Here is a 26888-nt window from a genome sequence, read left to right as displayed (position 1 = left end):
TTTTTCGCGGTCAGGCCTGATCTTTCACGAACTGCGCAATTTTCGTATGGTCGACATCGGGGCCTAAAGCATGCCGAGCAGCATCCCAGGCATCAGCGGTACCGGCCAATGTCGGCAGCTGGAGATTGAGCGCCTTCGACAAGTCCGCTGCAATCCTAATGTCTTTCGCCATAAGCCCCAAAGCAAAACCAGAGCCAAAAGTCTCCGAGAGGATGAACTGCTTCATCTTCACTTCTGTTGCGTTGTTCTTGCCAGACGACGAGTTGAGAATATCGACGATCGTTCTAGGATCGAGACCAAACGTTCGGCCAAGAAGAACGCCTTCGATAGCTGCCAGAACCCCGGCTCCCGATACGAAATTGTTGATGGCTTTCATGGCGTGCCCTGAGCCGATCGGGCCTGTCCTAAAAATCTGGCCGCCCATGGCGCACAGGATGGGATCAGCTTGATCGATATCGTCAGAAGCACCGCCTGCCATGATAGTAAGAGAGCCTTCGACGGCTCGCTTCACTCCGCCTGACACGGGAGCATCGACCAGCCGCAAGCCCTTCTGATGCAAGCGTTCTGCGAGCTCACGAGTATCATTGGGCGCCGATGAGCTCATGTCGATGACAAGCGCGTCAGCACTCAGGGATTGCCAGGCCCCATCCTTGAAGAGCGCGTCTTGAACAACCTTGCCGTTGGGAAGCATGGTAACCGCAACATCGGCCCCATTGAATGCTTCCGCTACCGTCTCTGCCGGAACGCCGCCGACGGCCGCGAACCTTTCCCTAGCCTCGGCCGATAGATCAAAGCCAGTGACTTCGAATTGAGCCGACAACAGATGTTGTGCCATCGGCCCGCCCATTGCGCCGAGACCAATAAAGGCGACGCGCAGATTTTTTCGTGGTGACAACGTCCCGCTCCCGAATGTGAGGCAAGCACAATCAGCTACCTCCGTTAGTGAGGAGTAGTTAACGACCTATCAGACAATCTGTCAATCGGAAAATTCATGCTTGGGCCGGCCCTCCCTCGCTACGACGCCAATTTTGCCGTCGCTTCTTCAATCACCTCACTTAAAATGACCGTGCAAGCAGCACCCATCTTATCGTCCGATGGACACCAGAGAGGTTGTTGCGTTGTCAAAAGCACCGTGCCCTGAAGGATTTAATTACACCCGGCCACCTCCAGCATCAGACAATCTGTCAATTTTCAGAAAATCTTATGGCATCAGCCTGAGGTGTTGTTGCGCAGGTACTCGAGTGCGACTTTCGCAGCCATATCAATGTGGTGCTTACAAGCGGCCGCAGCCCTGGGTCCGTTGCGATTTTGGATCGCTTCGGCAATCTCTTTGATTTCTGCAATGCTATGTTTGAGGCGCCCCGGTTGTGTCATCGAAGTCATGCGCAGAAGATTGATCCGGTTGTGCAGCGATGTTAGCATTTGCCTGACGAAGACGTTTTTGCTGCCATCCATCAAGCAGTCATAGAAGGCGTTTTTGGCAGCGATGAGCCTGTGTCCCACGCCGCTTTCCGCCGACGCTTCGAATTCTCTAACGGCATCTTGCAAAGTGGCAATATCTTCCGCCGTTCCATTTTCGGCGAACTGCTGACCAGCAAACCCCTCGAGCAGCGCGCGGACGGTGTAGAGCTGAGCGGCCTCCTCATAGGTTATGATACTGACAACTGGACCCTTGTGGGGGAAGCTTGTGATCAATCCCTCTGCCTCAAGCTGCCGAAGCGCTTCACGGACGGACGTGCGACCCACGCCGATCATTTCGCAAAGCTCGCGCTCGACGAGCCTTTGCCCCGGCTTGAACTTGCCCGTCGCAATAGCCTGTCTGAGCCTTTCTTCGACTTGCACTCGAAGAGAGGCATTTTGCCGAGCGACCTGCAGCTCCACATCTACCATGATCAATGTCCTACGTAGCACTAATGAATTTGAGCTAAATATATGGCTGCTTCGCGGGGAACTTTCAATCAGATTGTCTGATGAGCGGTCATTAGCAACTATTCTAGAGGATTGAGCCCGCTGTGTAGAGGTCGGCTTCCCGATCCATGAGGAACCGATCGGTTGGCGCGCCATAAGTGGAAATTCTAGTCCAAATGGCCTAGTTCAATTGGTGTCCTGATGGCCGACAATGTCCGCCCGCCGATTTCTCAAAACCAGCCACGGTTGCGACCCTGATCGACGAGGTGTCCACGGTCACCGACACCACCGCATCTTCCAGGAGCACCCGTTCGACTAAGGGCCGGGTGCAGCTTGGCAATCGGCAAAAGCCGCATCAGCAGACGATAGTGGTTCCGATCGCGCTTCCAGTCCGGAGGCGGCATCGATCTTGAGCACCTCAAGATCCGCCATCTTTCTTCGCCTGCCAGCCTGGCTCGTACTTGCGCTATCGCTCCCGCGATTCCCATTCTAACCACTTTTCTCTCTGACCATCTCTCTTGAAAAATTGTAACCTTCGTGCTACATATCTAGTGCAATCTGTAGTGCGAAGGTGACAAATTCCGACACCTCACAACGCTCCGGCCGCTGTGCGGCGCGCGCTGCGCAAACTGGGCGCAGACATCCACGACGCACGTCGACGTCGCCGCCTGCCTATGGCGGTAGTAGCCGAACGTGCCTTCACCTCACGCTCAACGCTTCAAAAGATCGAGGCCGGCGACACCAATGTCAGCATCGGCATCTATGCAGGCGTCCTCCAGGCACTCGGCCTGCTAGATGGGCTGAGCCAAGTCGCCGACATCCGTAACGACAGCGTCGGCCAGTCTCTGGCCAATGCAGAGTTGCCCAAGCACGCTCACCCAAGGCGATCACCGGGATCGTCACGCGATGGCTGATTTCGAAGTTCATCTCGACCTTCACGGCCGCACACGTCCCATCTGGCCCGGAGCAATCGCGCCCGTGGTGCCGAAACAATCGTGTTTGAGTATGATCGTGCCTGGCTCGAGGACCCCGGCCGCTTCTCGCTGCAGCCCGCTCTAGCTCTGAGCTGGGGAGAAAAATCACGGCTTTCTGTGGCTCAATAAAGCCAGCTGGTCGTTGTCCCCTGCCTATGACCTCAATCCAGTGCCTACGGATGTCAAGGCGCGCGCGCTGACGACAAACATTGATCTTGATGAAGGCACCTGCTCCCTTGACCTGCTGGAAGAAGCTGCAGGGCTCTACGCCCTAACGCTCGCCGAGGCTCGCGCGATCATTAAGGAAGTCGCGACACCGCAAGGTGGCGCGAGACCGCCAAGGCGGTCGGTGCGCGGTCAGCCGAGATCAACCGTATGGCCAGTGCGTTCGATCACGATGATTTGCAGCGAGCGCCAGCCCTATGACGAGAGCCTTCCTCCACAGTTTCAATCCGCCCTCTGCCGGCCCGATCACTGAACCGGATTACGGCATCGTTGCGTTGTAAAGGACGGATGTCCAATGGCAATTTTCCGATCTGCGGTCCTGGCTGAATTTGCGATGGAATTGTTTCAAGCGCCTCCGTGACCAACGAGCGAAAACCAATAATTATGTGATTCGGTGAGATCGAGACGCTACTCTACGAACAAACTATGTCACTGCCAGCGGATCCTCAATCACATCGACGATCGATGGCTGGCCAAGCACGTCCGCGAAGCGCTGTAGCATGGCAACAGTACTCGATGACATCTCCGCCCTGGAGCCCGGGATATAGCAAGCGGCTGCATAAGCGAGTTGCCGTTGCCTCGGTTCCGTTAGCAACAGCGGCAGCGTCTCCATTGCTTGCTCCGGCTCAAAGGTGACGATAGCCGTCTGCACGCGAGTGATTTCGGCCAAATGATCAGCGCTTAGTGAGCGGAAGGGCTCGTCCTCGGTCAGCACCCGTGACCAGCGCGCCAGGCGGTCGCGTCGGATCCCGCCACGATCGCTCACCAGGAGTACGACCATACGGATGATGGCATCGGCGAGTCCGCCGATCGCGATCCTCCTGAGCGCATTGGCGATGTCCGGCTGCCATCTCATATCGTCAAGTGTCGTCCCTTTGCGGTATGCTTCGTGGGGATTGTCAAAATATCGCTGCCAAGGGTTGTTCCAGATCATGTGAAACGCGAGCTCATAACCCATGTCGCGCCAGTCGCGCATGACCACGATCGCCTGTTCGACAGCCTTGAAATAGAGCGCTTCCGCAGCCAGGAAAGGATTTTCCGCTGCTGCGTTCGCCCGGGAGTTCCGTACCTGCTCTGAAATTGACTTATAGCCAACCATGATCGGATTCTGAGAAGACAGCAGCGATCGCTCCAGCCGCTTTGGATGGAACATTCGGCTGGCGTCTGCTGAGATGTCTGTGACCGCGGCCTGCACAAAGGGGCGGGCAACTGTGTGATAGATCTGCGCTTGCAGTTCAGAGACGCGGGCGACGGCAGCGAAGGGACCTCCATCGTCATGGCCATCGTTAAACTCACGGATATTCTCGAAGGTGCGCTCGATCAGTTCAACACTATAGCTCTTGTGTCCAGCATCTTCTTGAATGTCCGTGATGCGCATCTCGTAAAGGCCAGGCAACAACGCCTCAATTGCCTCGAGCGTGCTTGCAACCTCATTGTATTCTTTGTTGATTACTCTCGAGGAAACGAATGTACCGAGGTGACCGACGTCGTTGTGTACCATATAAATAATGTGCTGGCCGAGAAGGCGGATTTCCTCCTCGTTGTCATAGATTTCGGGGATCCAATTCAGCGCCTGCTGCGGCGGCGTTACATTGTCGCCATGACTGGCAAATATGATAATAGGCGCCCTGATCTTCTTAAGGTCGAAATGCCGCCGGTCCGGCTCCCCATACGCCTTGTTGTGCGCCAGTCGATTACCAACAAAGAGGTGCTCAACTATCCAGCGGATCTCGTCTCCCCGCATCAGGCAGAAGCCGCCCCACCACTTCTCAGCCTTAAGGAAGGCTTCGCTCGCCGCATCCACATCTCGGAACAGTTCGACATACTTCATGAATAACTGGCGCTCGGGATTGAGCGTTTAGAAATTCTGTACGAGATGGGCGCCGTCGAAGATGCCTCCGCCCAGATCTGACAAAAACATGGTTATCCAAGCTCCCCCGAAGAGGCCCGCCATGTAGCGGAGGGTATTTTCACCGATATTTCCCGAGGTAGGTGTCACCGGCGATCCGTTGAGGATGATCGGGCCAGCTAAGTCGAGATTTGTCGCAACCATCAGAAGGGTAGCCCAGCCAGCTTGGCAGTTGCCGACTACGACTGGAAGGCGGGCAAGCGGATGCAGGCGCATGACCTCACGAACAAAGGCCGCTTCCGCATACGTGACATTAGAGAGATACTGCCCCCCCCTCTGGCTCTCGGCGGAAGGACACCAAATAAACCGGGTGACCTTCCCGGAACGCTACGCCGACCTGGCTGTCTTCTTTGTGGCCACCGACGCCGGGACTATGTCCGGCGCGCGGGCAAATGATTATGAAGGGGCGCTTCGTGTCATCGACGTTAACACCTTGGGGCGGGATCATTCGAAGTAACACGTAATTGGATTTCAAGGGCAGATCGTTTCCATCCATAACTGTCTCGTAGTCGCAGAAGAAAACCGGCGGACAGCCTGCCGCTTCATGTTCGAGGAAGATGTCGCCGCGCTGTCGGAGAAGATCCATGCACAATATGGCGCGCTCACTAGCGTCGCGCAGGTATTCCGCCCAAGCGTAGCCCAAATTCCCATTGCCGTGCACCTCGCGTAGACTCTCGGCAAGACGTTCGGCCTCAGTAAAGAGCTTTCCCTGGCGGGTAGAGTGGCTGTCGCACATGACTTGCACGCGGCGCAATAAGGCAACCTGCAGAATTTTAGCGGTTTCAGCGCCCGCTTCCGCCAAGCGTTGGAACATCGGGAATAGACTTTGGGTCACTTGGCTCTCCAGTTCCGTGGATGGCGCTTCAATCCACCGGAGCGGGTTTAGAGATGTAAGAATATCCGCCATCGTTTCAACTCCTCTATGGTTATGATCCCGTACGCATACATACGTGCCAGATCGATCGTGCTTCCGTCTGGCGAGGTGCTCGGTAGGCAATGCCGACGCCTAGGAAAGCAGTTTGACGACTTCCGACCCCAACGAGTTACCGCCGCATTCATCCCCTGCAATGTCTATGCCAAGCACTGGGTCAGCCAGCTACGCCGGGAGAGGGGCAGCAAGCTCGTCGCCAGGGAATGCCACACAAAGTCTTCATTCAGCCTGGATCAGCAGTTTCTCCCAGCTCGTTGGAGACTATCGGAGGACAGGAGGTGATGGATTCGCCTGCGGTGTGGGATCCCACCAACTAGGATGTTTCAGCGGCCGTCCGCGTGGCTTTGGTTGGGGCTAAGGCTGGTGGTGGCATGGTTTATAGACGATGCCTTCTGTCTGACGCTCACCGATGACGGCAGTCTTCATCCGGTCGCAAAGCACTCCCGCGGAGCGCCGCCGAGAGCCTCGAAGGCCGCGATGTGGAAACGCAGGCCGGTCATCTCATGCATGACGAAGCGTGCCCAGATGGGACGGCTATGACCCGGCACTATCGTGAACTGCCAGATGATCCTCGGCGCCAGTTAAAGTGCCGATCGCGTGACACCGCCATTTTCGCTGGCGTTAGTGTTGGTCAGGTTTACAGCAGATCACCGATAACAGTGGACAGGTTAAACGGAACGATTCCGATCTCACCACGCGGCATCCTGTCGAGCAAGTCGACCGTGCGGGCAAAGGTTTCGACTTGCTGAAAGGCGTAATCAGGGTCGAGCCGGTCCAAGCCTCCGCCCGGCAAGACCTGGCAAAGATAGTCCGGTATCGGACAGCTTGATATCGTCGGAATTCCTGATGCGTATAATGGCTGTCCTTCGCCCAACATCACCTGCGCCGCCGCTGGGGCGACTATCAGCGCGCGTACCTTTTTGCGCCCGCGTGCGGCAGCGATGTACACGCCACTCATCGACTTATTACTGGTATAGATCAAATCGAGTTCCGGCTTCCCGGTGGGCGCGGGGTGCCCTTTTGCAAAGTCATCTCGCCACTCGGTACATCCAAGATGCTCAATCGTAGCTCCTGCAACGGCTTTAGCATGGCCGGGTTTGCCGTCCCACAATTCTGGATGCATTTCGAGCCAGGTCGCCGTCGCCTGATTCCCGTGGCGGCCGAACTGGGCAAGCTGGAAATGACCCGTGACGAGTACGAAGACGAGGCTTCGGTTGCGGGCAGATTTCGGTAGCGAGGAGAAATAATGCGCCAGAGCGAGTACCCCAGCACCGCCGTTCTCTTCGCACGCATTAGGTCCATCGGTGTGGGTGTTGATGATGATTGTCTCAAGCAGGTTGCAGCCCGGCAAAACCGCATAAATCGTATCGGTCGCAACGTCTTCCAACGTGCCATCCAAGGTCAGGCGACCGCTCAAACCGTGCTTGATCGCGGCTTTGATCCGCTCTCCTTCAGATTGCGCCACCCATATTGCAGGTAAGCCCCAATACGGTGTGGTGAATGGCAGCACCTGCCCCTTCAACTGCACTTCCGAGACGCCTTCGAAAATGCAAACGACGGCTAAAACCCCTGCTTCACGCGCCTTGTCGATCGGTACGCCAAGCAAACCGGTGATAAGCGGCGTGGTTACGGCTTTGGGAAAGTCTATGCCTTCCGGCAGGCTGCCGCGTCGATTGGTCACCAGTTCGAGGAATGCCGCCAGATCCCGACGCTTTACCGTCACCACCGCAATTTTGCCGCGGGCTTTCTCAAACGCCTGAACCCGACCGTTGAAAAGAACCATCTTACCCGAGATACCGCCGGGAGGTGTAAGCCCGGAATACGGGAACGGCGCCGCTACCTCAATTACTTCACCATTTGACAGTTTGAACGCGGTGGTTCGTGGCATCCACCGGCGCATCGTGAGTTGATCGCGCTTCACCTCAAGGCCCATCCCTCTCAACTCACCAGCAAGATAATCGATTGCCCGTGCTTGCGCCGGGCTGCCGGTCAATCGGGGGCCGAAACTGTTGAGCCTTTTGATCCAACTCCAAAGTTTCCGCTGATCAGGGAGTGCGGGGATGGACGGCTTTCGCTGCTCACTGAATCCGGTGCTGGGAAAAGCCGGGAATACGATCCCGGCGAGAAGAGCAGTGAGCCCAACAGTCGAAAAATCTCTTCGTTTCAAGACTAACCTCCGCGCCTCTCTATCACGATACCTATGGCCGCACGCCGCCCGTGTCCTTGCAAATCCAGTGCCATTAAAAGCACACGTCTAATCTTCAGTTTTGAATTGAACGCGCAGTCTGAATCGGTTTTGGACCGCGTGCGAAGTCAATGCAGCTTTCGGACAGACTCCGCGCAAGCATCTGAAGTGGTTGAAGAGTCACTTTACTGATCTAGGAACGCGTCGTTGGTTCAATGCCTTTAAGAGCGACTTTATCTTGAGCCTAGTCTCGGGTCGGCCAAAAACCTTTGCCTGCTTGCAGACGACCATCAGTCGCCGAATGCAGCGGCAAGACTGTAAACTGTTGACCACGATAGGCGCTGCGCGTTGGACCTTTGTCACAACAACCTATCAAAACCCTCTATTTTATCCGGCGGACTTTCATTGCCGCCAAGGTTCTGGAGCTAGCGGCAAATCAGCCCCGACTGCCAATCTATTCGATGCTTGCGTCGCTGATAGTGATGCTGGCGCCCGAACCGCCGCCTGTTTGAGGCTCCAGCCGGATAATGACGGTCTGTGGCTGACGGCAAGACGGGTCATCGGGCAAGGGAAACCCAAATCGTTGAGGCTTTGCCCCGTCCAATACCGAAAACGCCTTGTTCGGAAAAATACCAAACCTACCAATTTCGCGAACGTTACTGCCGCAGTCAAGCGAAACGACCGTCGTCACTGGTCCTGAAGTCGACGGTTCATAACCAGTGACAGTAAGGACGACCCGCGCACTGGTATCAGCCGATGAGTGGACTGCTCTGCTCGATATGGTTATCGTCGCGGGCTTACTGGTCGTTGCCCGCATGTCGCTCTCGTTAGCTTGAACCGGGCTGACGATGCGCAGCATCGATAATGCCGCCGCACGAATAGCGATAAGCACCCAACGATGATAGCGCATCGATGTCTCCACAACCCAGCCAGTCCGGATGTTAGGCGGACACTATGGCTATTTCTAGCTTTGCGGGCTCTACGGCGCCGGGTTTGCCCGCTCCCGATCCGACAGGAATGAGCTGCAGGTCGATGGCCTCGCCATCCGTCTGCCCCCTTCCGCCGTAAACCCGCTGGATCGCGTCCGTCAGATCGAGGACGAAGGATGGTTTGCGATGATGGTCGCCGTCATGACCGAGAACGGCGAAAGAACCGACGTAATGGGGATCGGTGACGGGCGTATCGGCCTTAAGGTCGTTCTTGCCGAGAAACACCCGAACGCTGGTCGTGCTGGCACTGGTGATCTCGACATCGCGCAGGAATGCCAGCACACGAGGAGCGGAGGCCGCCTGCTCCTGTGCCGCGCCGAAATCCATTGTATCCATGCCGGATGGCAGAGGCGGTTGGCGGACGATCTCCTGCAATGCGCCCGCCGGGATCTTGATCGGCAGCGAAAGCGGCACGTTTTCCGTTGCCGCCTTGCTGTTGTCCGTGGAGGTGGTCGTCACGCCGGCGACTGCAGCATCGGTCGCCGTCGCCGCGATCACGGACGTGAGTTTATCGTTCAGGGCCAGCGTTTTGGCGCTCGCCGCCGCGACCTTGAAGTAGGTCCGGAAACCATAATTGTATCCGAGTTCCTCTGGAACATAAAGGTCAGAGACCTTCGGGGACCAGAAGTTGCCGTCGACATCGTAAAAATTGTCGGTGAACGGCATGTCGGCCCAGAGCCGATCCGTGCTGTTGGCGTTGCGCAAATTCCACGTCGCCCAGATGCGGTCGATGTTGCAATGATGCATGAAGAAGATCGGATCGCGGGGCGACGACATTTCCGGCATCCAGCCACCGATATTGTTGTGCACCTGATTGTGCGGTGTGTATTCCAGCGTCCCCTGCGTGCCGCTGCTGGTGGTGACCCAGGAAGGATCGAGTGAGTTCTGTCCCTGGGGGCGGGTGGTGCCGAAGACCTCGTATGGCTTCGCCGTTAGGATGGTGTTGAGAACCTGTGGCCCAACTATATTGTCCGGCATCGGCTGCGTGATTGGCCAGGTGCGCGACGAAACATAAAGTGGATTGTCCTTGCCGTCGGGCGTCTTTTGCATTGTGAACACTTCGGGCAGGTACGGATTGTCGGTCCAGTCCCAGAACGGCATAGCGAAATCGTTGTTCTTGGTCACGTGCCGAACGATGCGCTCGTACATAGCCGTATAGGCCCTGTGCCACGGCAGGAAATACCAGTTGCCATGCGGGCAGTATTTGACGACGTCACCGCTGCCGTGAATTTTCGAGAGGTTGACCCAGTTGAATTTGTCGCTGGCGGGAAGGGCGTTGAGAAGGCGCACTGCGTCGCGATAGGTCTCGATGATCGGGTCGTTCCAGGCCAAGCCCTGCAGTGAGCGCCGCCAAGGGATTGACGGTATCTGCGCGAAGGCTTTTGTCCCCGGTAGGCCGCTGGCGAGCAGGCCTGCTGCAATGACGCCACCCTGAACGATGACATGTCTGCGTGTGATGCTCATCTTACTCTCCCTTGGATTTGAATTGTCCTTCGCCAAGATTAATGCCGCTTTTAGGACGGTTCCGCGCCGTCTGGGCGCGGGAGCAGTGGGCAATTCGCACCACCATAGAGCTTGCGTTGGCTCTTTCTGAGTTTCGGTGAATCGGCGGCACGAGAAATGAAGCAAGCGACGTGCCACTCGAAAATGCAGCGTAAAATGCGAGCTAAAAACGCTACTACCGATCGTCTTCCTGCATTCCAGTTGGAATCCAGATTCCGGAAAACTTAGTATCGCATTCCATGATCGTTCGAGCGACGGCTTGCCGACCAGCCACGGCAAGCACGTTCGGTTGCGAAAACCTCAAATGATCAAGCTGAAACAGTTGTTCAGACCGGTGAGAGGGCCCAAGATGCTGAAAACGCCCTGTGCGACGATAGAGAAGCACGCATCTCGAACAGGCTTTCGCTATCGGACCCCCAGCAATGACGGAGCCGTAGCCCGCTCGCTCTCAAATTCAAAACTGCGAAGCAGGCACCACTCCGTGGCTTGACGGGTGCGTAGAGCAGAGCGGGACAAACCGATTGTCGTGATCTCGACAAATGCGACAAAGGGCGGCGGCTGTCCGACATTTGCGAGAATAGCGGCGGGATCTCCGCGCGGGAACAACGGGCTCACCAAGTGATCCCACTTTCAGTCCCATTGTGCCCACTCATTCGGGCTTACTGTCGGACCCTATCGAGACCTCGCCGCAGCTGCGAAGCCCCACTCATATCCGTTTGAATTTGGCATCAAGGCTTGACGCTTGCCGTCCACACGGGGCAATTCGGGCAGTGTATTAGCCTGCTGTCCCGCTCGTTTCCTGACCCGACATCACAGCGGGGCAGGCCGATTTGGGGATCATCGCTCATTTGGGCCATGGTCTCAAGCGTCATATACCTGGCGCGTTGAACGGCCCATTCATCATTCTGTTCGAGCAGCAATGCACCGACGAGACGGACGATGGCTTCGTCGTTCGGAAAGATGCCGACGACCTCGGTGCGTCGCTTGATTTCGCCGTTGAGACGCTCAATTGGATTCGTCGAGTGCAGCTTTGCCCGGTGCTCTTTCGGGAAGGTCATGTAGGCGAGCACGTCCTCTTCAGCGTCGTCCATGATGGTGGCAAGCTTCGGCACTTTCGGCCTGATTTGATCGGCGACACTGCGCCATTGTGCGGCTTGCTGCCTCCGGGGTCTCCTGGGCAAAGGCCGTCGCGATGAAGGCGGATACGACCCGCCTGCCGCTCTTTCCAGCATGCGCGAGCACGTTCCTCATGAAGTGAACCCGGCACCTTTGCCAAGTGGCATTGAGAACCTTGGAAACGGCAGCCTTGATGCCCTCATGTGCATCAGAGACAACAAGGTTCACACCACGTAATCCTCGACGTGTCAGCCTGCGCAGGAATTCCGTCCAGATCGGTTCGGCCTCCGAGGTGCCAACTTCCATACCCAGGACCTCGCGCCGACCGTCGTTATTGACGCCGACCGCGATAATGACGGCGACTGAGACGATGCGGCCGCCACGCCGGACCTTGAGATAGGTCGCGTCCACCACAGGTCGTCGACAGAACGAGTCGAGATTCCCTGGATATACGCTTCCTGGATAACGGCCGTCAGAGCTTTCTCTGCCATGCGGCGCGGTTCAAGGAAGCTCGGAAAGTAGCTGCCCTTGCGCAGCTTCGGAATGCGAAGCTCGACGGTGCCAGCCCGCGTCTCCCAATCGCGGTCACGGTAGCCATTGCGTTGAGTGAGCCGCATCGGGTTCTTCACACCGAAGTCAGCACCCGTGGCCGAGCCGACCTCCAACTCCATCAGCCGCTCGGCAGCAAGACCGATCATCTCACGCAACAAATCTGCATCGGCACTCTTCTCAACAAGCGAACGCACGTTCATCATGTCATTGGTCATCGGTGATCTTTCCGTCAGGTTGGTCTTGAACAACCCGACCCTAGCGGAAAACACTGATGGCCGCCCGCAAAGCCGATCACCCGCTACAGCGCAACGAGAAGCGCGCGGGCGCTCGGCTTTACTCCCTACCGTCAGCTACACCAGGTGCTGGGACACGATCCGCGTTGCCGGTTGCTCACACCGCGCCACTTGGCGTATCAAAACCGCCGAGGCTCTAATCGCCGCTGGATGAAAGTTCAGTGGCAGGTCACGCAGGCTCAAGACCCTCAAGGGCCTCACACTACGAGTTCGTCTGCAAGACATAGACTTCGCAGCCTGAACGTTTCACCCTCGATCCGCTCCATGAAAATGCCGGGACTGAACAACGACGGCTGAGTGCAGGCATCAAGACTTAAGTCTGTCGTAAAGCAGACAAAGCGAATACAAACGTGGTGCGAACTGTCGGCTATTGGCTGACACGAAGATGCAGAACCCTCGACGTGCTGGAGGTGCCCCAGGCACCTGCTATCATCGCAGGTTGGGGCCAAGGCTGGCCTGCTCTGATCCCCGGTAGTGGGCGGGGTACACCCTGCCGATTTCAATGAAGCTACGCCTTTTTTCCCGGCTGATCTCGTCCACCGTTCAAAGGCCCAACCGCCACGTCAGCAGCGTTTAGGCGAATATACGCTCCAGCATCTCTCTTAACTGCAGCGCTTCGCCGCCATCTGAGGTTTCGCGACCGCACGCGCTTGCCATGGCAGGTCCCGCAATCCGTCGCCCAAAGCCGTTATGGATGCAATACGAAATTTCCCGGCAATCTGGACATCTGCCGCGTGAGACCTGGAATGCAATATTCGAGTTCTGGTGCCTATTCAGCTCGCATTCGTGCTGCATGTCCGAGTGGCACGTCCCTTGCTTCACTTCATGCTACTGATTCACCGCAGAGAGCGAGGATGAACTGACGTAAACTCTATTTCTATCGCCCCAGTCGCTTTGTCGGAGATGGGTCACGAGCCGCATCGACGGGGCAGGAAGGCCTCAGATCGGGATTTAGCCCCAACGAAGCTGAAACCAGGGAGGCGCTCGCGCCGTGCTGGCCTTCGCGCCAAGGGCCGGCGAATTCTCCTGCGATATCGTGGCGCGGATGCACTCTGAGCCTCGAGAGGTAAGTGCTACCCTGCTCGTCAACGAGACGCCAATGAGCGTGCGGCGTCACGGAAACATATGGCACGGATTTTTTCCACGGTAAACGTCCGTACTTTCGAAAGCTGGCAATGGTGAATCCTTCAACATACTCTGCGCAACTCGCCGACGGCACTATCTCGGTTCACGTGGATCGAAGCCTTGTACCCCCCATCGAGATGTTCGGCTTCGGGCAGCGAATCAACCCGAACCGCTCGTTTCTGTTTGTTTCCAAGGTTCTTGGTCGATTCCTGCCGATCCGCCCTTCGGTCATGGGAAATGCATTCGACCTCCTTGCACGTCAGATTCCTGCCGATATTCCTGGTCCGGTTTTGTTCATCGGAATAGCCGAAGCGGGCATTGGCCTTGGTGCGGGTGTCCATCGGCGGTTCCGCGAACTCACTGGTCGCGGCGATGCAATATATATCTGCTCCACTCGCCATGATCTTAAACTGCCGCTGCTGTGCGAATTTGAGGAAGAGCATAGCCATGCCCCGCGGCACCTCCTGCACGAACCATGCGAGGCAAGGCTCCGCGACTTGGTTCATGGTGCGACCGGCTTGGTACTCGTTGACGATGAGGCTTCGACAGGTAAGACATTTGCCAACATCTTCGCTGCCCTTCCCGCAAAAATTCGTTTGAAGCTGAAGCACACAGTCCTACTTACGCTTACCGACTGGTCAGAAGGCGCTGCCCGCGCGGAGATCACGGGAACAGTCAGTGAGGCTACTATCGTTTCCGGACGGTACAGTTGGACTCCGCGTGGGGATTTCACGGCAGCTACTCCGCAGGTCCCTTCCTGTGACCGTCCTAAGCGGCCCGAGGTCTGTCCCGACGTCGCTCGAGACTGGGCGCGTCTCGGCGTCGTCGATCACTTGCAGGGTCTCAATGCAAACGCTGCCGATGACGGGATTACCCTCGTACTCGGAACGGGCGAACACGTGTGGCAGCCCTTCCTGCTTGCGGAGCGCTTGGAAAAGGAGGGCGCTGAGGTTTTCTATTCATCCGTGACGCGTTCTCCCCTGTCGAAAGGCCACGCGATCGGTTCAGTACTTTCGTTCTCCGACAACTACGGCGGAACAGTTCCACATTACCTCTACAACGTCGATCCAGCGCTGTACTCGAAAATTATACTCTGCTCGGAGACAGGCCCGGAAAATGTCTGTGCCAGCCTGATGTCCGCACTGGGCGATCCCATTGTCCTTTCAGACGTAGAAGGTGAATGAAGCCGCCTTAGGCCATGCGGTCTGCCGCTTCGAAATCGGCTCACTCGATCGGACATTTCCGCCAGTCCACGGCGACACAACACTGCTGTCGCGTTATCTAAGGACATCACTCCCATGGGGGATACCTATGACAGCATCGCCTCCCCTGCCACACTAGGCTCCTACGCCGAATACGACGTGACGCTCCTTCTCAAGAGAGTGGATATTCAGCCTACTGACACGGCCACGAGGGAAGAGGCCATCCAATCCGGGCGGCGGCATTACTCGGAAATGATTTCCGCCGAGATGGCCCCGACCCGCGAATACATGGAGCTGTTTGCTAAGGCCATGGCCACTGGTGGCCCGCGCATGGGCGCCGAGACGGCACGCCTCGCCCTCGCGATCGTGCAGTCGGTCGAGGGTCCTATTACCCTTGTCAGTTTGGTCCGCGCCGGCGTGCCCTTCGGCATCCTTCTCAAGAGGGCCATCGCCTTACTCGGCCGGGACGTCGGACACTACGGGTTGTCGATCATTCGCGACAAGGGCGTTGACGACGAGGCTATGCGCCACATTCTTGCCAGGCGTCCTGTCGAGAGCATCGTCTTCGTAGATAGCTGGACGGGCAAAGGAGCAATTGCGAACCAACTCGAAAAGAGCTTCAAGGACTACTCAGACCGGCCTGCGCGGCTAGTTGTATTGGCCGACCCCTGCGGCTGCGCATGGCTCGCCGCATCGGGCGACGACTGGCTTATTCCCTCCGGAATGCTAGGATGCACCGTATCCGGGCTTATCAGCCGCTCGATCCTCAACGCTGCCCTCGTCGGTCCCGGTGACTTCCACGCCTGCGTCCAGTGGGATAATCTCGCGGAACACGATATTTCCCGATCATTCGTGGATGGTATGTGGAATGATGTCTCCACTGTGATTGCAACCGAAATCCCGAGCGTCTGGAGTATCGAGACCCGCCGGGCGCATCGCGATGCCGCCGCCGCTGCCGTCGCCTGGGTGATGGGGGAGGACGCCGTAACGAACATCAACCGAGTAAAGCCGGGCATTGCGGAGGCGACCAGGGCCATCCTGCGACGTGTGCCGGAAAAGGTGTACGTCTCGTCGCCAACCGATCCAGAACTCGCGGCCCTCATGTACCTGATCGACAACAAAGGCGTCCCGTATGTCGTCTCCCCTAGAAAGATCGCCCCCTACCGCGCCGTCACGCTGATCCGGCACGTCTCCTAATCTCCACGTATGTCTACTTACGAGCTCGGCGCGCAGGTCAAGGAAACTGAGATGTGACAAATTCCGTATCGTAAAATTCATTGCCAATGGAGAATCCGCGAAAGCTCACATCTGGCAATCGATCAAATATTTAACCAGTCGCATTTTGGAGTACGCATATGAAGCCCATTGCTCTGGTGGACCTCGACGACACCTTGTTTCAAACCAAGAAAAAGATACCGGAGATTGCGGAAGCCGATCTGGTATTGGCGTCCAAATCCATTAATGGAAGCAACTCCTATATGACGAAGATTCAAGCTGCCTTTGTCGAGTGGCTGCTCGTCTCCACGGAGGCCATCCCGGTTACGGCGCGCGGCTCTGAGGCTCTTTCGCGCGTTACGATCGCGTTTGAAAGCTACTCAATCGTATCGAACGGTGCCGTCATCCTCAAAAAGGACGGCAAGCCTGACGCCGAATGGCATGAGGTCGTCGCAAGGGAGCTCCGGCCGCTTGCCGGCTTTTTCGATAAGCTCCTCGATGAGGGCAGGACCAAGGCGAGGGAACTTGGCGTCCACATCCGGTGCTGGTCGGTGATGGAAGCTGATCTCGCGACATATGTTGTCTTCAAAGAGATTGACGGAGACGGCTCACGCCTTGAAGAGATTGTGCCGATCATTCGAGAAAAACGGGGTTGGGTTCGACACCACAACGGCAATAACCTTGCGCTAGTTCCGCCTGCGATCTCAAAACGGGTGGCCTCACAATTTCTGCTCAAAAAGCTTCGGACGGAGCATCCAGGTCGCCCAGTGATCGGCTACGGTGACAGTGTGAGCGACTTCTCCTACCTGTCCCTCTGCGACTGGTGGGGCGCTCCGGGTAACTCTCAAATGACAGACCTTGTCGTTTCCGCTGTTGCGCGTGAGAGATAGGTGACACGCGTACTGCGAACGTGGTGATATGTGAGGAGGGTGCAGGAATGATCCTGCACCTCCAGTCTTTTAGTAGAAACTTCCTATAGGTAAAACGCCGCGCCATATCGCGGTAAGAACCATGGCAAGCGCGGCGAGGATCGCGAGATTCCCGTCGGCTTTTACCACGAGTACGTAGAGCTTGTATTTCAGCATGATATGACCTTTCGATGAGCTCATTAGGAACTGCCGTCTCGACGGTTCGTGCCTTACTTGCGCAGAGCGAAATTTCGCGCCCATGATCCTCTCGGCGTCGATCCGCCGGAAATGGTCGACGATGGGTTGATCGTCATAGACCATGGCCGCGCTCTTGACGCAGCCGAACATCATGGCCTTCAAAGACGCGACCGGGCCCTCGCCCGCAGCCGGCGCTGGAGATAGGAAAACTTGGTTGCTTGCCAAACGCGTCCTGTCGATCTTATAAAAACGCAACGTTAGCCGAAGCGGGATCCATTTGGGATCCACGGCAACCAGCCGCCGGTCTCCCGCTCGAAACAGCAGCACATCGGCGCGCATGTCCGGCGTGAACCGTTTGCCGAACCAGCCAAGATCTTCGAGCACACCATCGAACGATGCCCCGTCGATTGGCGACTGTCTATCCATTCAAGCGGCCAGTGCGGCTGCTCGGCGTCACGCTTTCAACGCTGACGACCTCCGATCGGCAATGCACGACCCCAGTCCCAACTTGATCTCGGGCTCTGACGGCCCATCGCCCCGAAATAGAAAAGCCTGCCGCGGGAGGAGGTGCGGCAGGCTTTCCTAAAAGAACCGAACGGCGACCTGGGAGGAGGAGTGCCGCTGTTCCCACAGACGTCCCTTTGGGAGGAGGAGTGGGCCGTCTAAACTTCGAAGCGTTGCGGGAGGAAGCATCGCTTCGATGAAAATAGCAATACTCGGGCCAGCGCCATGAAGCCAGCGTCTATGTTGCACTGCAGCTATGCACCCGCCGCAACAATCGGCAGGACATCGAGCATTCCTACCCCTGATTTTGTCGGCGGCTCTGCCGCTGTTACAGAGTGGAACCGCTACAACGTCAATTTCGATATCGAAAGCCCCAAGAAGGCCGTGACAGTTCGCGGCGGCCCTGCCGTCATGGAAAGTAGCGCCGCTGGAGACGGTGGCCGGCAGCTAAGCTGGATCGGTGCGGTTCGCGACAGTCATTAGGGGACACCCGGTGACAGACAGTATGAAGTGGCAGTCGCTCCCAGAAGCGCAAGATGTTCTGCGGGTATGTTTTCACCGTTAAGACCCGGCTGTACAATCCCGATCCGGTACTCGATGAACTTGCGTTGGGCAGCCTTTCGAAGCGTGGCCAAGTCATTCAGGCTGCCTCGAATGAAACGGGCCCGGCCCTTAAGATGTGATGTTTCTCTCACGGTCAGGTGGTTGATGAGGTTCTTCAAGCTCCATGTCCCCTTCACCCCCTTCTGTGCTTGACCGCAAACGAGGTAAAGATCGTCCGCCCGGCGCCCCATTACTGCCTGCGAGTATTTCAGATGCCAGAGAAGTACGGTGACGGTATCGTCCGTCTCCTCGATCGCCACGACGTCCGCGCTCTCCCAGGTGTCATCGTCATCTCTTCCGGGAGAGTGGGCAGACAATCCTCGCAATGGGCGTTCCGCTGATCGCACCTCCTTTGGTTTTCTGACCACTTTACCGCCCGAAGCGTGACCTCTCGCTTTTGAGGCAAGTGTCCGAGCGTAAAGGGAAGCCATTGAATCTTGTAAAGAATTCGGTTGCGCAGCGGGCGGATTCCCGCTATCTTTTTCGATAGGGCAGTACGCGCTGCCCTGGGGTGTGGAAACCCCTACACGTGGTTGATGCCGGCCGTAACGGCATCACACTCCTTGACCTTCGGTCGAGGAGCCTGTGGCGTATGTCCAGGTTCCTCGGAACTAAAGGCCACAGGACCGTCGTGTACGGTTTCCAACTCCCCGATCAGTGGGTTTAGCGAGTTTTCAGCGGGGGCGCACCGCGTGAAACTCTCCATCGGGGTGTCCACCATGAAGCGCTATGCAGCAGCACAGGTCCGGACTTCGAGGCCTGCGCAAGCCGAACAGTCGAATGTAGCGCGCGAGTTGGTGCATCCAGTTGATCGGCATGTCGGACAGCAAATCCGTATCCGCCGAATGCAGTCGAATGTATCCCTAGGGGATCTCGGCGCCGGCATCGGGGTCAGTTTGCAGCAGGTACAAAAATATGAAAGCGGTAAGAACCGCGTCAGCGCTTCGATGCTCTACGAGCTTGCCAATTGCCTCAAGATCCCTGTTTCGAGGTTTTTCGAAGGTCTTCCAGATCCCGAAACCACTCAGGGCCAGCAAATCATAACAGAGATCGATGAGAAGATTGCCTACATTTCCACGGCGGAGGGACGGCGTCTGATAGACGACGTTTTGCTCCTTTCTCCGCGTGTGCGCAGCCGGGTCGTTGCCCTCGTCAGCTCGATTGTCGAGGAAGAGATGGAAGAACAGAAGCCGGTTGGTTCATCTGCTGGTTCTTAGCTCCCTACCGGTCGATTTTCTCCGCTGCTTCAAGCGAAAATTCGGTGCGCAATACCGCCTTCTGTGCCCGCGAAAAATCGGCGGCGACGTGTTCTGCCCGCTCTTGCGCAGCCAGCCGGTCGGCTTTGCGCTGCGCAAGCGATAGGCCGGCAACGGCTTCATGGCTGCGCAATACGGATTGTCGCATCAGCGCGTCCTGAAGCTCGGCGGCGGAGATAGCGCCGCTCTTGCGCAATGCGTCGACGACAGGATTGCCGGCGGCCAGGCTTGCCGCGATGTCGAGCGCTTCGGAGGCTTCCGTTTCCCGCTCCCGCGCGTTTTCGGCGTCCGCCCGCGCCTCAGAGAGGCTGCGGGAAAGATTATCCGCCCGCAGGCTGCGGATCTCCAGCAACTGCCTGAGAGACTTCAGCGCCTTCATATCAGCCGCTCAGGCACCGTTGTTCGTCGTCAGGACTTCCAACTGGCCGCCCTTGATGACCTTGATGCTGTCGGCTTGCGGCCGGCTCAGCACGTCTTCGACGGCCTTGGTGAAGACCGCGGGCCCGCGCACCAGCACCAATCCGCTGGCGGGATCTTCACGCAGCGCATCGTCCGGCAGCAGCGGGAACAGCGCGCGAATGGCGTTTTGCTCGGTCTTCCAGCTGCGGCCGCCGCGATCGAGGACGACGGTGGAGACCTCCTGCTTCGGCGCGATGATGATGCGGCTGCCGTCATAGGCGACGAAGAGATTGCTGGCATCGCCAAGCTTGACGAAGGCCTTGGCTCCGCTTTCCCGGACGGACCAGTGCTCGACCTTGCCGCTCAGCGTCCCGACTGTCGTGACCGGGATGCCGGACATGAAGGACAGCGTCTGGACAACTTCGCCAAGCGGCAGGGAGACGACATCCAGGCGCACCTCCCGCTCGCTGGCGCCGGCCGATGGAGGAAAGGAGGCCAGCAGTCCGATAGCGGCCATGTAAACAAAACGCGCAAACATCTGAGTTTACCTCACGATCCGGATATCGCCCGACAACTAATGAACGAAGGCAGGCAGTGAGTACGGAATCCAGTCTATTAATAATTATCCGATCTACTGTTGCAGATCATCGGTCCTCTGGGAACAGGACGGATATCCATTTCGCGCATTTGTTGTACATATCGCGAATTAATAACTTTTTAACATAAGCTATTGAATTCGATCTTGAATTCTGCAAGGCTCTGGCCGCCAAAACCATGCAAGGAGTTCAAGACATGGCTAGTACTTCGACACTTGATGCGGGCATCGGCTCGGCGATTTCCGCCTTCAAGTCGGCCCAGAACGAAGCGACCGAGCAGAGCCTGAAGGTTGCAACCGAAATCACCAAGATCAACGGCGTCGCAAACGCCATCAAGAAGATCGGCCCAGGCTGATTGAAACAATGGCGAGACGGGTTCGCCCGTCTCGCTTCCCCGCTTTCGAAGACAATAAAAGCCGCTCGACGGACGGTTCGGGAACAAGATGGTTATGGATCTAGATTCCTCTTCGCCGACATTCAGAGGTAACGCCGGCAACGCTGCGTCAGGCAGCGGCGGACCGGTCTTGCGCATCACGCGCGCCGGGCGCAGCTCCAATCTGCCGCTGACGACAGAGCGGCAGGTGGTCGGCGGCAGCGCCGATTGTGACCTGATCGTCCTAGGCGCCAAACCGGAACCCGCCTTTGCCATCAGTCTGCAGCGCTCCCGCGGCTCCGACACGGTGTCGTTGACCGCGTTGCGGGATGACGTCGTGATCGACGGTCGTTCCATCCCGCGCGATCGGACAATGACCCTTACGAAGAGACAGACCATCTCCTTCGACGGCACGATCTGTGAGCTCGAAGGTCTCGGCGCCGGGCGCGTGCGGTTCGCGCCGCGCCGGATTGCGGCTGCCGGCCTTCTCGGGCTGGCGGCGTTGCTTTTGCTGGCCGGCCTTTACAACAGCGATGCGCCGGCTCACGAAGCCCCGCTCGTCAGGGTTTCCGCCGCACCCGAACCGGCGCCGGCGGCGGCGGCGATCGCGGCCGAAATCCGCCAGGCCATTCGTATGGCGCAGCTTCCCCAAGATCTGAGCATCGTCGCCACCGCCGACGAAATTCGCATCGGCGAAGGATCGCGGCCTCTCGGCCTGCCCGACAAGACCAAGCTGCGCAGCATCATCGCCTCGATGAGCCGGCGCGGTTCCGTTTCCATCGTCGATCTCACCGCCCTCTCTTCCGGTCTCGACGGCTTCGTTGCCGCCGCCGGCTATACGCCCGTCAGGTTCATCATCGGCTCCGACGGCCGCCGCTACGAGGAAGGCGATGTCGTTTCGAGCGGCTGGCGCATCAAGGAGATCGGCAAAGACCAGATGATCGTTTCCCGTGACAGTGAGGACGATACGGTCAATTTCGCCTCTGCCGGCAATGCCGAGCCGAAGCTCGCCGAAATTTCCAGCAGCGAACAAGAATAGGCGATGGCGTCGGAAGCCGGATCATGAAGGTAAGGTCATCCGCCTTCGCCATGCTTGCGCAGCGCACCGATATGCTGCTTGCGGTTTTTTTCGCCTCCGTCGTGACGATGCTGGTGCTGCCGCTTCCGACAATCGTTCTGGACGTGCTGATCGCTTTCAATCTCTCCTTCGCTTTCGTGGTGCTGATCACCACGACCTATCTGAAGAGCGTGCTTGAAATCTCGACCTTTCCCGCGGTCATTCTGATCGGCACGCTGTTCCGCCTGGCCTTGACGATTTCCTCGACCCGGCTCGTGCTGGCGGACGCCGATGCCGGCGAGATCATCATGGCCTTCGGCGATTTCGTCGTTGCGGGAAATGTCGTCGTCGGGCTGATCATTTTCCTGATCGTGGCGCTGGTGCAGTTCATCGTGGTGACGAAGGGCGCCGAGCGCATCGCCGAGGTCGGCGCCCGTTTCACGCTCGACGCCATGCCGGGCAAGCAGCTCGCCATCGACAGCGACCTGCGCAACGGCCATATCAGCACGGAAGCCGCGCAGAAGCGCCGGTCGCGTCTCGAACAGGAGAGCCAGTTCTTCGGCGCGATGGACGGCGCCATGCGCTTCGTCAAGGGCGATGCGGTCGCAGGATTGGTGATCGTCGCCGTCAATCTCATCGGCGGCCTGGCGATCGGTATCTTCCAGAAGGGCCTGAGCTTCGCCGAGGCCGCCCATCTCTATACGCTGCTGTCGATCGGCGACGGTCTGGTGTCGCAGATTCCGTCCATTCTGATGGCAGTCTCGGCCGGTATCGTCGTGACCCGCGTGTCCGATGACGGCAACGGCAGTCTCGGCAGCGATATCGGCCGCGAACTCTTCCGGGAGCCCCGTGCATTGGCGATTGCGGCGGCGCTGACGATCTGCGCGGGCTTCGTGCCGGGATTTCCCACAGGCGTGCTCGGCGCGATCGGCCTGTGTCTGGCGGGCCTTGCCTTCATGGTGCATCGCCGGCGCGCCGGCCCAGCCGCGGCCGCATCGGCGAATGCCGTGGAAAGCGCCAATTCCTATCCGCTCGACAGGACGAAATATGGCGATCCCGTCATCGCCACCGTCGCGGTGGAAACGCTGGCGCGGCTTGAGGCGATGCGACTCGGCGAAATGCTGGACGGGCGGATCCGCATGGCGGCGCGCGCCGTCGGCGTCTCCGTGACGGTGCCGACGTTCAACGCCGATCCCCGCATGGCCGAGGATCTGATCCACCTTCAGGTCGAAAACGTGCCCGCCGGTCTCGTCAGCTGCGGTCCCGAACGGACGGCCGAACAGATTGCCGACGGCATCGTGCGCATCGTCCGCCGCCATATCGGCGCCCTGTTCAGCGTCGACGACGCGGCACAATGGCTGGGCAGCCTCGAACCGCGTCTCGGCAAACTGGCGATCGACGTCGCCACCCAGGTGCCGCTGATGCTGACGGTCGCGGTCGTCAGACGCCTGCTGGATTCCGGCGTGACGCTTTCCCAGCCGCGCGGACTGCTGGAAGTGATGCTGCACGCCGGCACCGATCACGCGCCGGATGCCCTGGCCGAAATGGCGCGCGCCGCGCTGGTCAAGCAGATCGCCTTCGGGCTTCTCGACCGGCGCGGATTGCTGCCGGCGCTGGTGCTTCCCGCCGAATGGGACCACTTCATCCGCTCCTATGACGCCGCTGGAGCGACCGAGAAGATCGAGATAGCCGAAAGGCTGCGCCTGCTGGCCGAGAAAGCCAGGCAGGCTCTCGAGGACGCCAACGAGCGGGGATACGATCCCATCATCATCGTGCCGGGCGAGTGGCGCCTGCTCACCCAGACGCTGATGATCCACCACAACTGCCGCATTCCGGTGCTGGCGGCGGAGGAGATCGACAGGGATATAACGATCGAAACCATCGGAGAGATCGGGCAAATCCGGAACGCTGCCGGCTCCAAACAAAGGCCGGGCTGATAGAGCAAGTGAAGTAGACGAGACCAACTGGGGATGAATGCAATGTGTGGCGTAGATGGACAAAGGCCCATAGACTTCGACAGAACCTCCCGTTTCGACCTTGAGTCCGATTGCCTTGGCGGCAGCAATAGGGCCGACACGGATTTCACCACCATCCGAACCCGCAAGGTCTCGCCCTTCGAAGATTTCTCCGGCAACCCGCCGACACTGACCTCCTATGTGCCGAATTCGCGGGAAACGTCGGAAAACGGCATGGATTCCGACCCCAAGGATCTGCTGCGCAAGCACATCAACTGGCAATCCGACTCCAAGAAGGTGGATCCATCCGACGAGAAACAGGCCACGACTTTGCAGACCACGACGGAAAAACCCGACCTCTCGAAAGAGGGCAGCGTCATCGTCGTCAACGAGCCGATCGTCGTGGATGGCGGCGTGTTCGACGGCAAGGGCGCGACCTATACGGCCTCGTCCAAGCTCGGCGATGGCGGCCAGTCCGAAACCCAATCGCCGCTGTTCATTCTCAAGAACGGCGCGACGCTCAAGAATGTCGATCTCGGCGAGAATGGCGCCGACGGAATCCACGTCTATGACGGCGCGACGCTCGAAAACGTCAATTGGCAGAATGTCGGCGAGGATGCGCTGACGGTAAAAAGCGCCGGCGACATCACTATTATCGGTGGCTCCGCCAAGGGCGCGACCGACAAGATCTTCCAGATCAATGCCGACACGAGGTTCTATCTGAAGGATTTCGTCGCTGACGGCTTTACCACGCTCGTGCGCACCAACGGCGGCAAGCAGATCGACGCCGACGTCACCATCGATGGCGGGGCGTTCTCCCACGGCAGCAACGTCTTCCGCACCGACAGCTCACTTGCCAGCGTGACGTTCCTCTCCGATATCACGCTGGACGATGTGAAGAACTGGACGCGTGTAGGTGACAACCAATCGGGCGTCTGAGACGCCCGACCACCGGAACCGCAAAGCGAAGATCAAGCGGGCGGCTTAGGCTCCCGCTTTTCATTGCCGGCCTGATCCTTGCCTGCGCGGCGGGCTGCTGCGCATTTCCGCGCCGATTTGCCGGCGCGCCGATTTCAGCTTCGGGTCGCCCTGGGTATCCTTGTATTCGCGCCGCGCCTCGGTCTTGGTCATGCGGTGTTCGTGCCTGAACAACGCGCGCGAAATGCGGATATCGAAAAACGCCGCCGCCACCATGATGCCGGCGGCAATGACGAGGATCGAGCCGAGGAGATGGGCTGTCGTGGAGAGCGTGCATGCTTCTCCGCAAAGAGGCGACCAGAAGATGCTGTTGAGGAAATAGAGGATCGCACCGCCGCCGGCGGTTGCGAGCAGGACAAACTTGACGAGCCCCTTGACGAACTCGGCGATGCTCGCGAGCGAAAAAAGCCTCTTGATGCCCTCGAACGGATTGAGCCGGGTGAAATCGAAGCTCATATGTTTGAACGATACGGGAAACCCCTGCCCGTCGAGGATCGACACCAGGATGGTCGCGGCAAGACCCATGGCAAGCGGCAGCCAGATGAGATCGAGCAGCGCCACGCCGGTTTCGCTCAAGCCGACAGTGACGGCGTCGGAGACGTCGGCTCGCGCGGCGGACTGAAGGCCGGCATCGAAACTGCGGGTGAAATCCTCGAGGATATCAGGCAAGCCCCAGGTGACGTAGACGGCGATGGCAAGGACGGAGATCGCAACCGGGATTTCCTTCGAGCGGGGAACCTGGCCCTCGCGGCGGAGCCGATCGAGCTTCACCCGGCTCGGCGGCAGGGTTTTTTCCTCGGTATCGTCATTTTTGGCCATGGGTCACCTCCAGCATGGCTTTCACCTCGTTGAATCCGTCGATCCAGAGATCGTGGAAATAGCTGGAGATAAAGGCCGTGTAGATGACGAGAATGACCACGACCGCGAAGTTCTTGATGGCCGGCAGGCTATCGTTCAGCGGGAATTGTTTCGACGAGCGGCCAACGAAGGCCAGCGACAATTCGAGCGCGCAGGTGACGATCATGAACGGGGCGGCAAGCAATCCGGCCGCTTTGAACAGCCGGCCGAATACACCGAGGATCATGTCGAGCGGATCGTCGGGCATGGCGGGCATGAGCTTGAAGAGCGGCCAGAACTCGAACGACTTGTAGAAAATCGCGACCAGATCGATGATGCCGCCGGCGCTGACGAAAATCACCAGGGCGATCGACATCATCAGCGAGCCGAGCGGCGCGGTTTCCAGCGCGTTGATCTGGTCGAAGAGATTGGCGGCATTGGCCCCGCGATAGACATCGGTCATATCACCCGCCGCCTGGGCCGCCCAGAAGGGAATGCCGAGCCCCATGCCGATGAGCGCCCCGAAGCAAAGTTCCTTCATCGAAAGGGCGGCCAGATCGAACCAGGACGTATCTCCGATAGCCAGCACCGAATAGGCGAAGGCGACGGAGGGCGCCGAAAGGCCGATTGCCAGGCCGAAACGCAGAATGCCGACGATGCTGAACAGCGAGAAGATCGGGAAGATCAGCAGGATCCCGAGCGCGCGGGCGGCGCCGAGCATGGCTGCGGCCGGTGCCGCGACCTCGATGCCGACGAGCGGAAGATGATCCGGCCCCATCCGCCCCGCCTCACTGAACCATGGTCGGGAAGTCGTTCAGGATATGAACGGAATGTTCGATCAGCGGCGTTGCCAGCACCCGGCCGAACAGCAGCAGGGTGATGGAGATCACGAAAATCTTGACGATCTGCGCGATGGTCTGTTCCTGGATTTGCGTTGCAGCCTGGAAAATGGCGATGATCAGCCCGAGAAGCGCGGCCAGGCCCAGAATGGGGCCGGCCAAGGCGAAGGTCGCCATGACGGACATGCCGATTTCAGCTGCGACCTGGTCTTCACCCATGGTGGCAGGCCTTTCGCGTGGGCGCGGCAGGCGCTCGAA

General features: G+C 58.4%; 21 protein-coding genes and 5 pseudogenes. 10 read left to right on the top strand and 16 right to left on the bottom strand.

The features are described from left to right. Positions 1–10: 10 nt before the first annotated feature. Complete coding sequence (locus tag K6N12_RS27275) at positions 11–895, bottom strand: NAD(P)-dependent oxidoreductase (protein WP_004668614.1); 885 nt, start codon at positions 893–895, stop codon at positions 11–13. 314 nt (positions 896–1209) lie between these two features. Then, positions 1210–1890: a GntR family transcriptional regulator gene (locus K6N12_RS27270; protein ID WP_004668612.1), complete on the bottom strand. Its 681-nt coding sequence runs from the start codon at positions 1888–1890 to the stop codon at positions 1210–1212. A gap of 596 nt (positions 1891–2486) precedes the next feature. Between K6N12_RS27270 and K6N12_RS27265 the strand changes: the two genes are divergently transcribed. Together K6N12_RS27265 and K6N12_RS34850 are read left to right on the top strand one after the other, a co-directional pair. Further along, positions 2487–2822, top strand: coding sequence for a helix-turn-helix domain-containing protein (locus K6N12_RS27265; RefSeq protein WP_026188835.1), 336 nt, complete (start codon positions 2487–2489; stop codon positions 2820–2822). A 160-nt stretch (positions 2823–2982) separates the two neighbouring features. Next, positions 2983–3308: pseudogene (locus tag K6N12_RS34850) on the top strand (HipA domain-containing protein); the annotation flags it as partial. Positions 3309–3531: 223 nt separating this feature from the next. Here K6N12_RS34850 and K6N12_RS27260 read toward each other — a convergent pair. The 7 genes and pseudogenes from K6N12_RS27260 to K6N12_RS27235 form a co-directional block, all read right to left on the bottom strand. After that, positions 3532–5232: pseudogene (locus K6N12_RS27260) on the bottom strand (DUF3141 domain-containing protein). A gap of 37 nt (positions 5233–5269) precedes the next feature. Continuing rightward, positions 5270–5923 (bottom strand): DUF3141 domain-containing protein, encoded by a 654-nt coding sequence (locus tag K6N12_RS34680; protein WP_004668605.1) that lies wholly within the window; start codon positions 5921–5923, stop codon positions 5270–5272. Positions 5924–6325: 402 nt separating this feature from the next. Next, positions 6326–6519 (bottom strand): annotated as a pseudogene (locus K6N12_RS27255) (IS21 family transposase); the annotation flags it as partial. A 65-nt stretch (positions 6520–6584) separates the two neighbouring features. Further along, positions 6585–8114 carry a zinc-binding metallopeptidase family protein gene (locus tag K6N12_RS27250; RefSeq protein WP_004668604.1) on the bottom strand — a complete coding sequence of 510 codons (1530 nt, stop codon included), beginning with the start codon at positions 8112–8114 and terminating at the stop codon, positions 6585–6587. A gap of 472 nt (positions 8115–8586) precedes the next feature. Continuing rightward, entirely contained in the window at positions 8587–9042 is a 456-nt protein-coding gene (locus K6N12_RS27245; protein WP_004668602.1) for a hypothetical protein, read from the bottom strand. 31 nt (positions 9043–9073) lie between these two features. Next, positions 9074–10585, bottom strand: coding sequence for a tyrosinase family protein (locus tag K6N12_RS27240; RefSeq protein WP_004668600.1), 1512 nt, complete (start codon positions 10583–10585; stop codon positions 9074–9076). A gap of 767 nt (positions 10586–11352) precedes the next feature. After that, a pseudogene (locus tag K6N12_RS27235) lies at positions 11353–12507 on the bottom strand (IS256 family transposase). Positions 12508–13760: 1253 nt separating this feature from the next. Between K6N12_RS27235 and K6N12_RS34330 the strand changes: the two are divergent. From K6N12_RS34330 to K6N12_RS27220, 3 genes are all read left to right on the top strand, one after another. Next, entirely contained in the window at positions 13761–14894 is a 1134-nt protein-coding gene (locus K6N12_RS34330; protein WP_011053330.1) for a phosphoribosyltransferase domain-containing protein, read from the top strand. 114 nt (positions 14895–15008) lie between these two features. Further along, positions 15009–16109 carry a cysteine protease StiP domain-containing protein gene (locus K6N12_RS27225; RefSeq protein ID WP_004675992.1) on the top strand — a complete coding sequence of 367 codons (1101 nt, stop codon included), beginning with the start codon at positions 15009–15011 and terminating at the stop codon, positions 16107–16109. Positions 16110–16267: 158 nt separating this feature from the next. Next, positions 16268–17017 (top strand): HAD family hydrolase, encoded by a 750-nt coding sequence (locus tag K6N12_RS27220; protein ID WP_004675991.1) that lies wholly within the window; start codon positions 16268–16270, stop codon positions 17015–17017. A 270-nt stretch (positions 17018–17287) separates the two neighbouring features. Here the strand turns inward: K6N12_RS27220 and K6N12_RS34845 are convergent. Beyond that, a pseudogene (locus K6N12_RS34845) lies at positions 17288–17635 on the bottom strand (DUF4334 domain-containing protein); the annotation flags it as partial. Between the two features lie 581 nt (positions 17636–18216). After that, positions 18217–18600, bottom strand: a complete 384-nt coding sequence (locus tag K6N12_RS27210) for a hypothetical protein (RefSeq protein WP_026188834.1) — start codon at positions 18598–18600, stop codon at positions 18217–18219. A gap of 459 nt (positions 18601–19059) precedes the next feature. Between K6N12_RS27210 and K6N12_RS27205 the strand changes: the two genes are divergently transcribed. Next, positions 19060–19557 carry a helix-turn-helix domain-containing protein gene (locus K6N12_RS27205; RefSeq protein ID WP_018247142.1) on the top strand — a complete coding sequence of 166 codons (498 nt, stop codon included), beginning with the start codon at positions 19060–19062 and terminating at the stop codon, positions 19555–19557. A 4-nt stretch (positions 19558–19561) separates the two neighbouring features. Here the strand turns inward: K6N12_RS27205 and K6N12_RS27200 are convergent, their stop codons facing one another. Beyond that, a complete protein-coding gene (locus K6N12_RS27200) occupies positions 19562–19975 on the bottom strand; it encodes a hypothetical protein (protein WP_004672597.1) in 414 nt (137 codons plus the stop codon). 9 nt (positions 19976–19984) lie between these two features. Further along, the gene (locus K6N12_RS27195; protein ID WP_004672596.1) at positions 19985–20533 is read right to left on the bottom strand and encodes a hypothetical protein; all 549 of its coding nucleotides are present in this window, start codon (positions 20531–20533) and stop codon (positions 19985–19987) included. Positions 20534–20787: 254 nt separating this feature from the next. Between K6N12_RS27195 and K6N12_RS27190 the strand changes: the two genes are divergently transcribed. The 4 genes from K6N12_RS27190 to K6N12_RS27175 all read left to right on the top strand — a co-directional run bounded on the left by K6N12_RS27190 (position 20788) and on the right by K6N12_RS27175 (position 24915). Beyond that, positions 20788–20946, top strand: a complete 159-nt coding sequence (locus K6N12_RS27190; protein ID WP_004672595.1) for a hypothetical protein — start codon at positions 20788–20790, stop codon at positions 20944–20946. A 94-nt stretch (positions 20947–21040) separates the two neighbouring features. Continuing rightward, complete coding sequence (locus K6N12_RS27185; RefSeq protein ID WP_018247141.1) at positions 21041–22003, top strand: SctD/MshK family protein; 963 nt, start codon at positions 21041–21043, stop codon at positions 22001–22003. A gap of 23 nt (positions 22004–22026) precedes the next feature. Next, positions 22027–23958 (top strand): flagellar biosynthesis protein FlhA, encoded by a 1932-nt coding sequence (locus tag K6N12_RS27180; protein WP_018247140.1) that lies wholly within the window; start codon positions 22027–22029, stop codon positions 23956–23958. 42 nt (positions 23959–24000) lie between these two features. Further along, a complete protein-coding gene (locus tag K6N12_RS27175) occupies positions 24001–24915 on the top strand; it encodes a pectate lyase (protein WP_004672592.1) in 915 nt (304 codons plus the stop codon). 60 nt (positions 24916–24975) lie between these two features. On the opposite strand, the gene K6N12_RS27170 is transcribed toward K6N12_RS27175, so the two are convergent. The 3 genes from K6N12_RS27170 to K6N12_RS27160 are packed head-to-tail and all read right to left on the bottom strand — an operon-like array spanning position 24976 to position 26807. Further along, complete coding sequence (locus K6N12_RS27170; protein WP_011053325.1) at positions 24976–25773, bottom strand: EscU/YscU/HrcU family type III secretion system export apparatus switch protein; 798 nt, start codon at positions 25771–25773, stop codon at positions 24976–24978. Beyond that, on the bottom strand, positions 25760–26569 hold the full coding sequence (locus K6N12_RS27165) for an EscT/YscT/HrcT family type III secretion system export apparatus protein (protein ID WP_004672591.1): 810 nt from the start codon (positions 26567–26569) through the stop codon (positions 25760–25762). The genes K6N12_RS27170 and K6N12_RS27165 overlap by 14 nt, the downstream gene beginning before the upstream one ends. Before the next feature lie 10 nt (positions 26570–26579). Next, entirely contained in the window at positions 26580–26807 is a 228-nt protein-coding gene (locus K6N12_RS27160) for a flagellar biosynthetic protein FliQ (RefSeq protein WP_225881834.1), read from the bottom strand. Positions 26808–26888: the final 81 nt, after the last annotated feature.

The organism is Rhizobium redzepovicii, from assembly GCF_019793435.1.
GTDB classification, from domain to species: domain Bacteria; phylum Pseudomonadota; class Alphaproteobacteria; order Rhizobiales; family Rhizobiaceae; genus Rhizobium; species Rhizobium redzepovicii.
The sequence above is the reverse complement of the archived record's forward strand: the minus strand, read 5'-3'. Positions and strand labels throughout refer to the sequence as shown.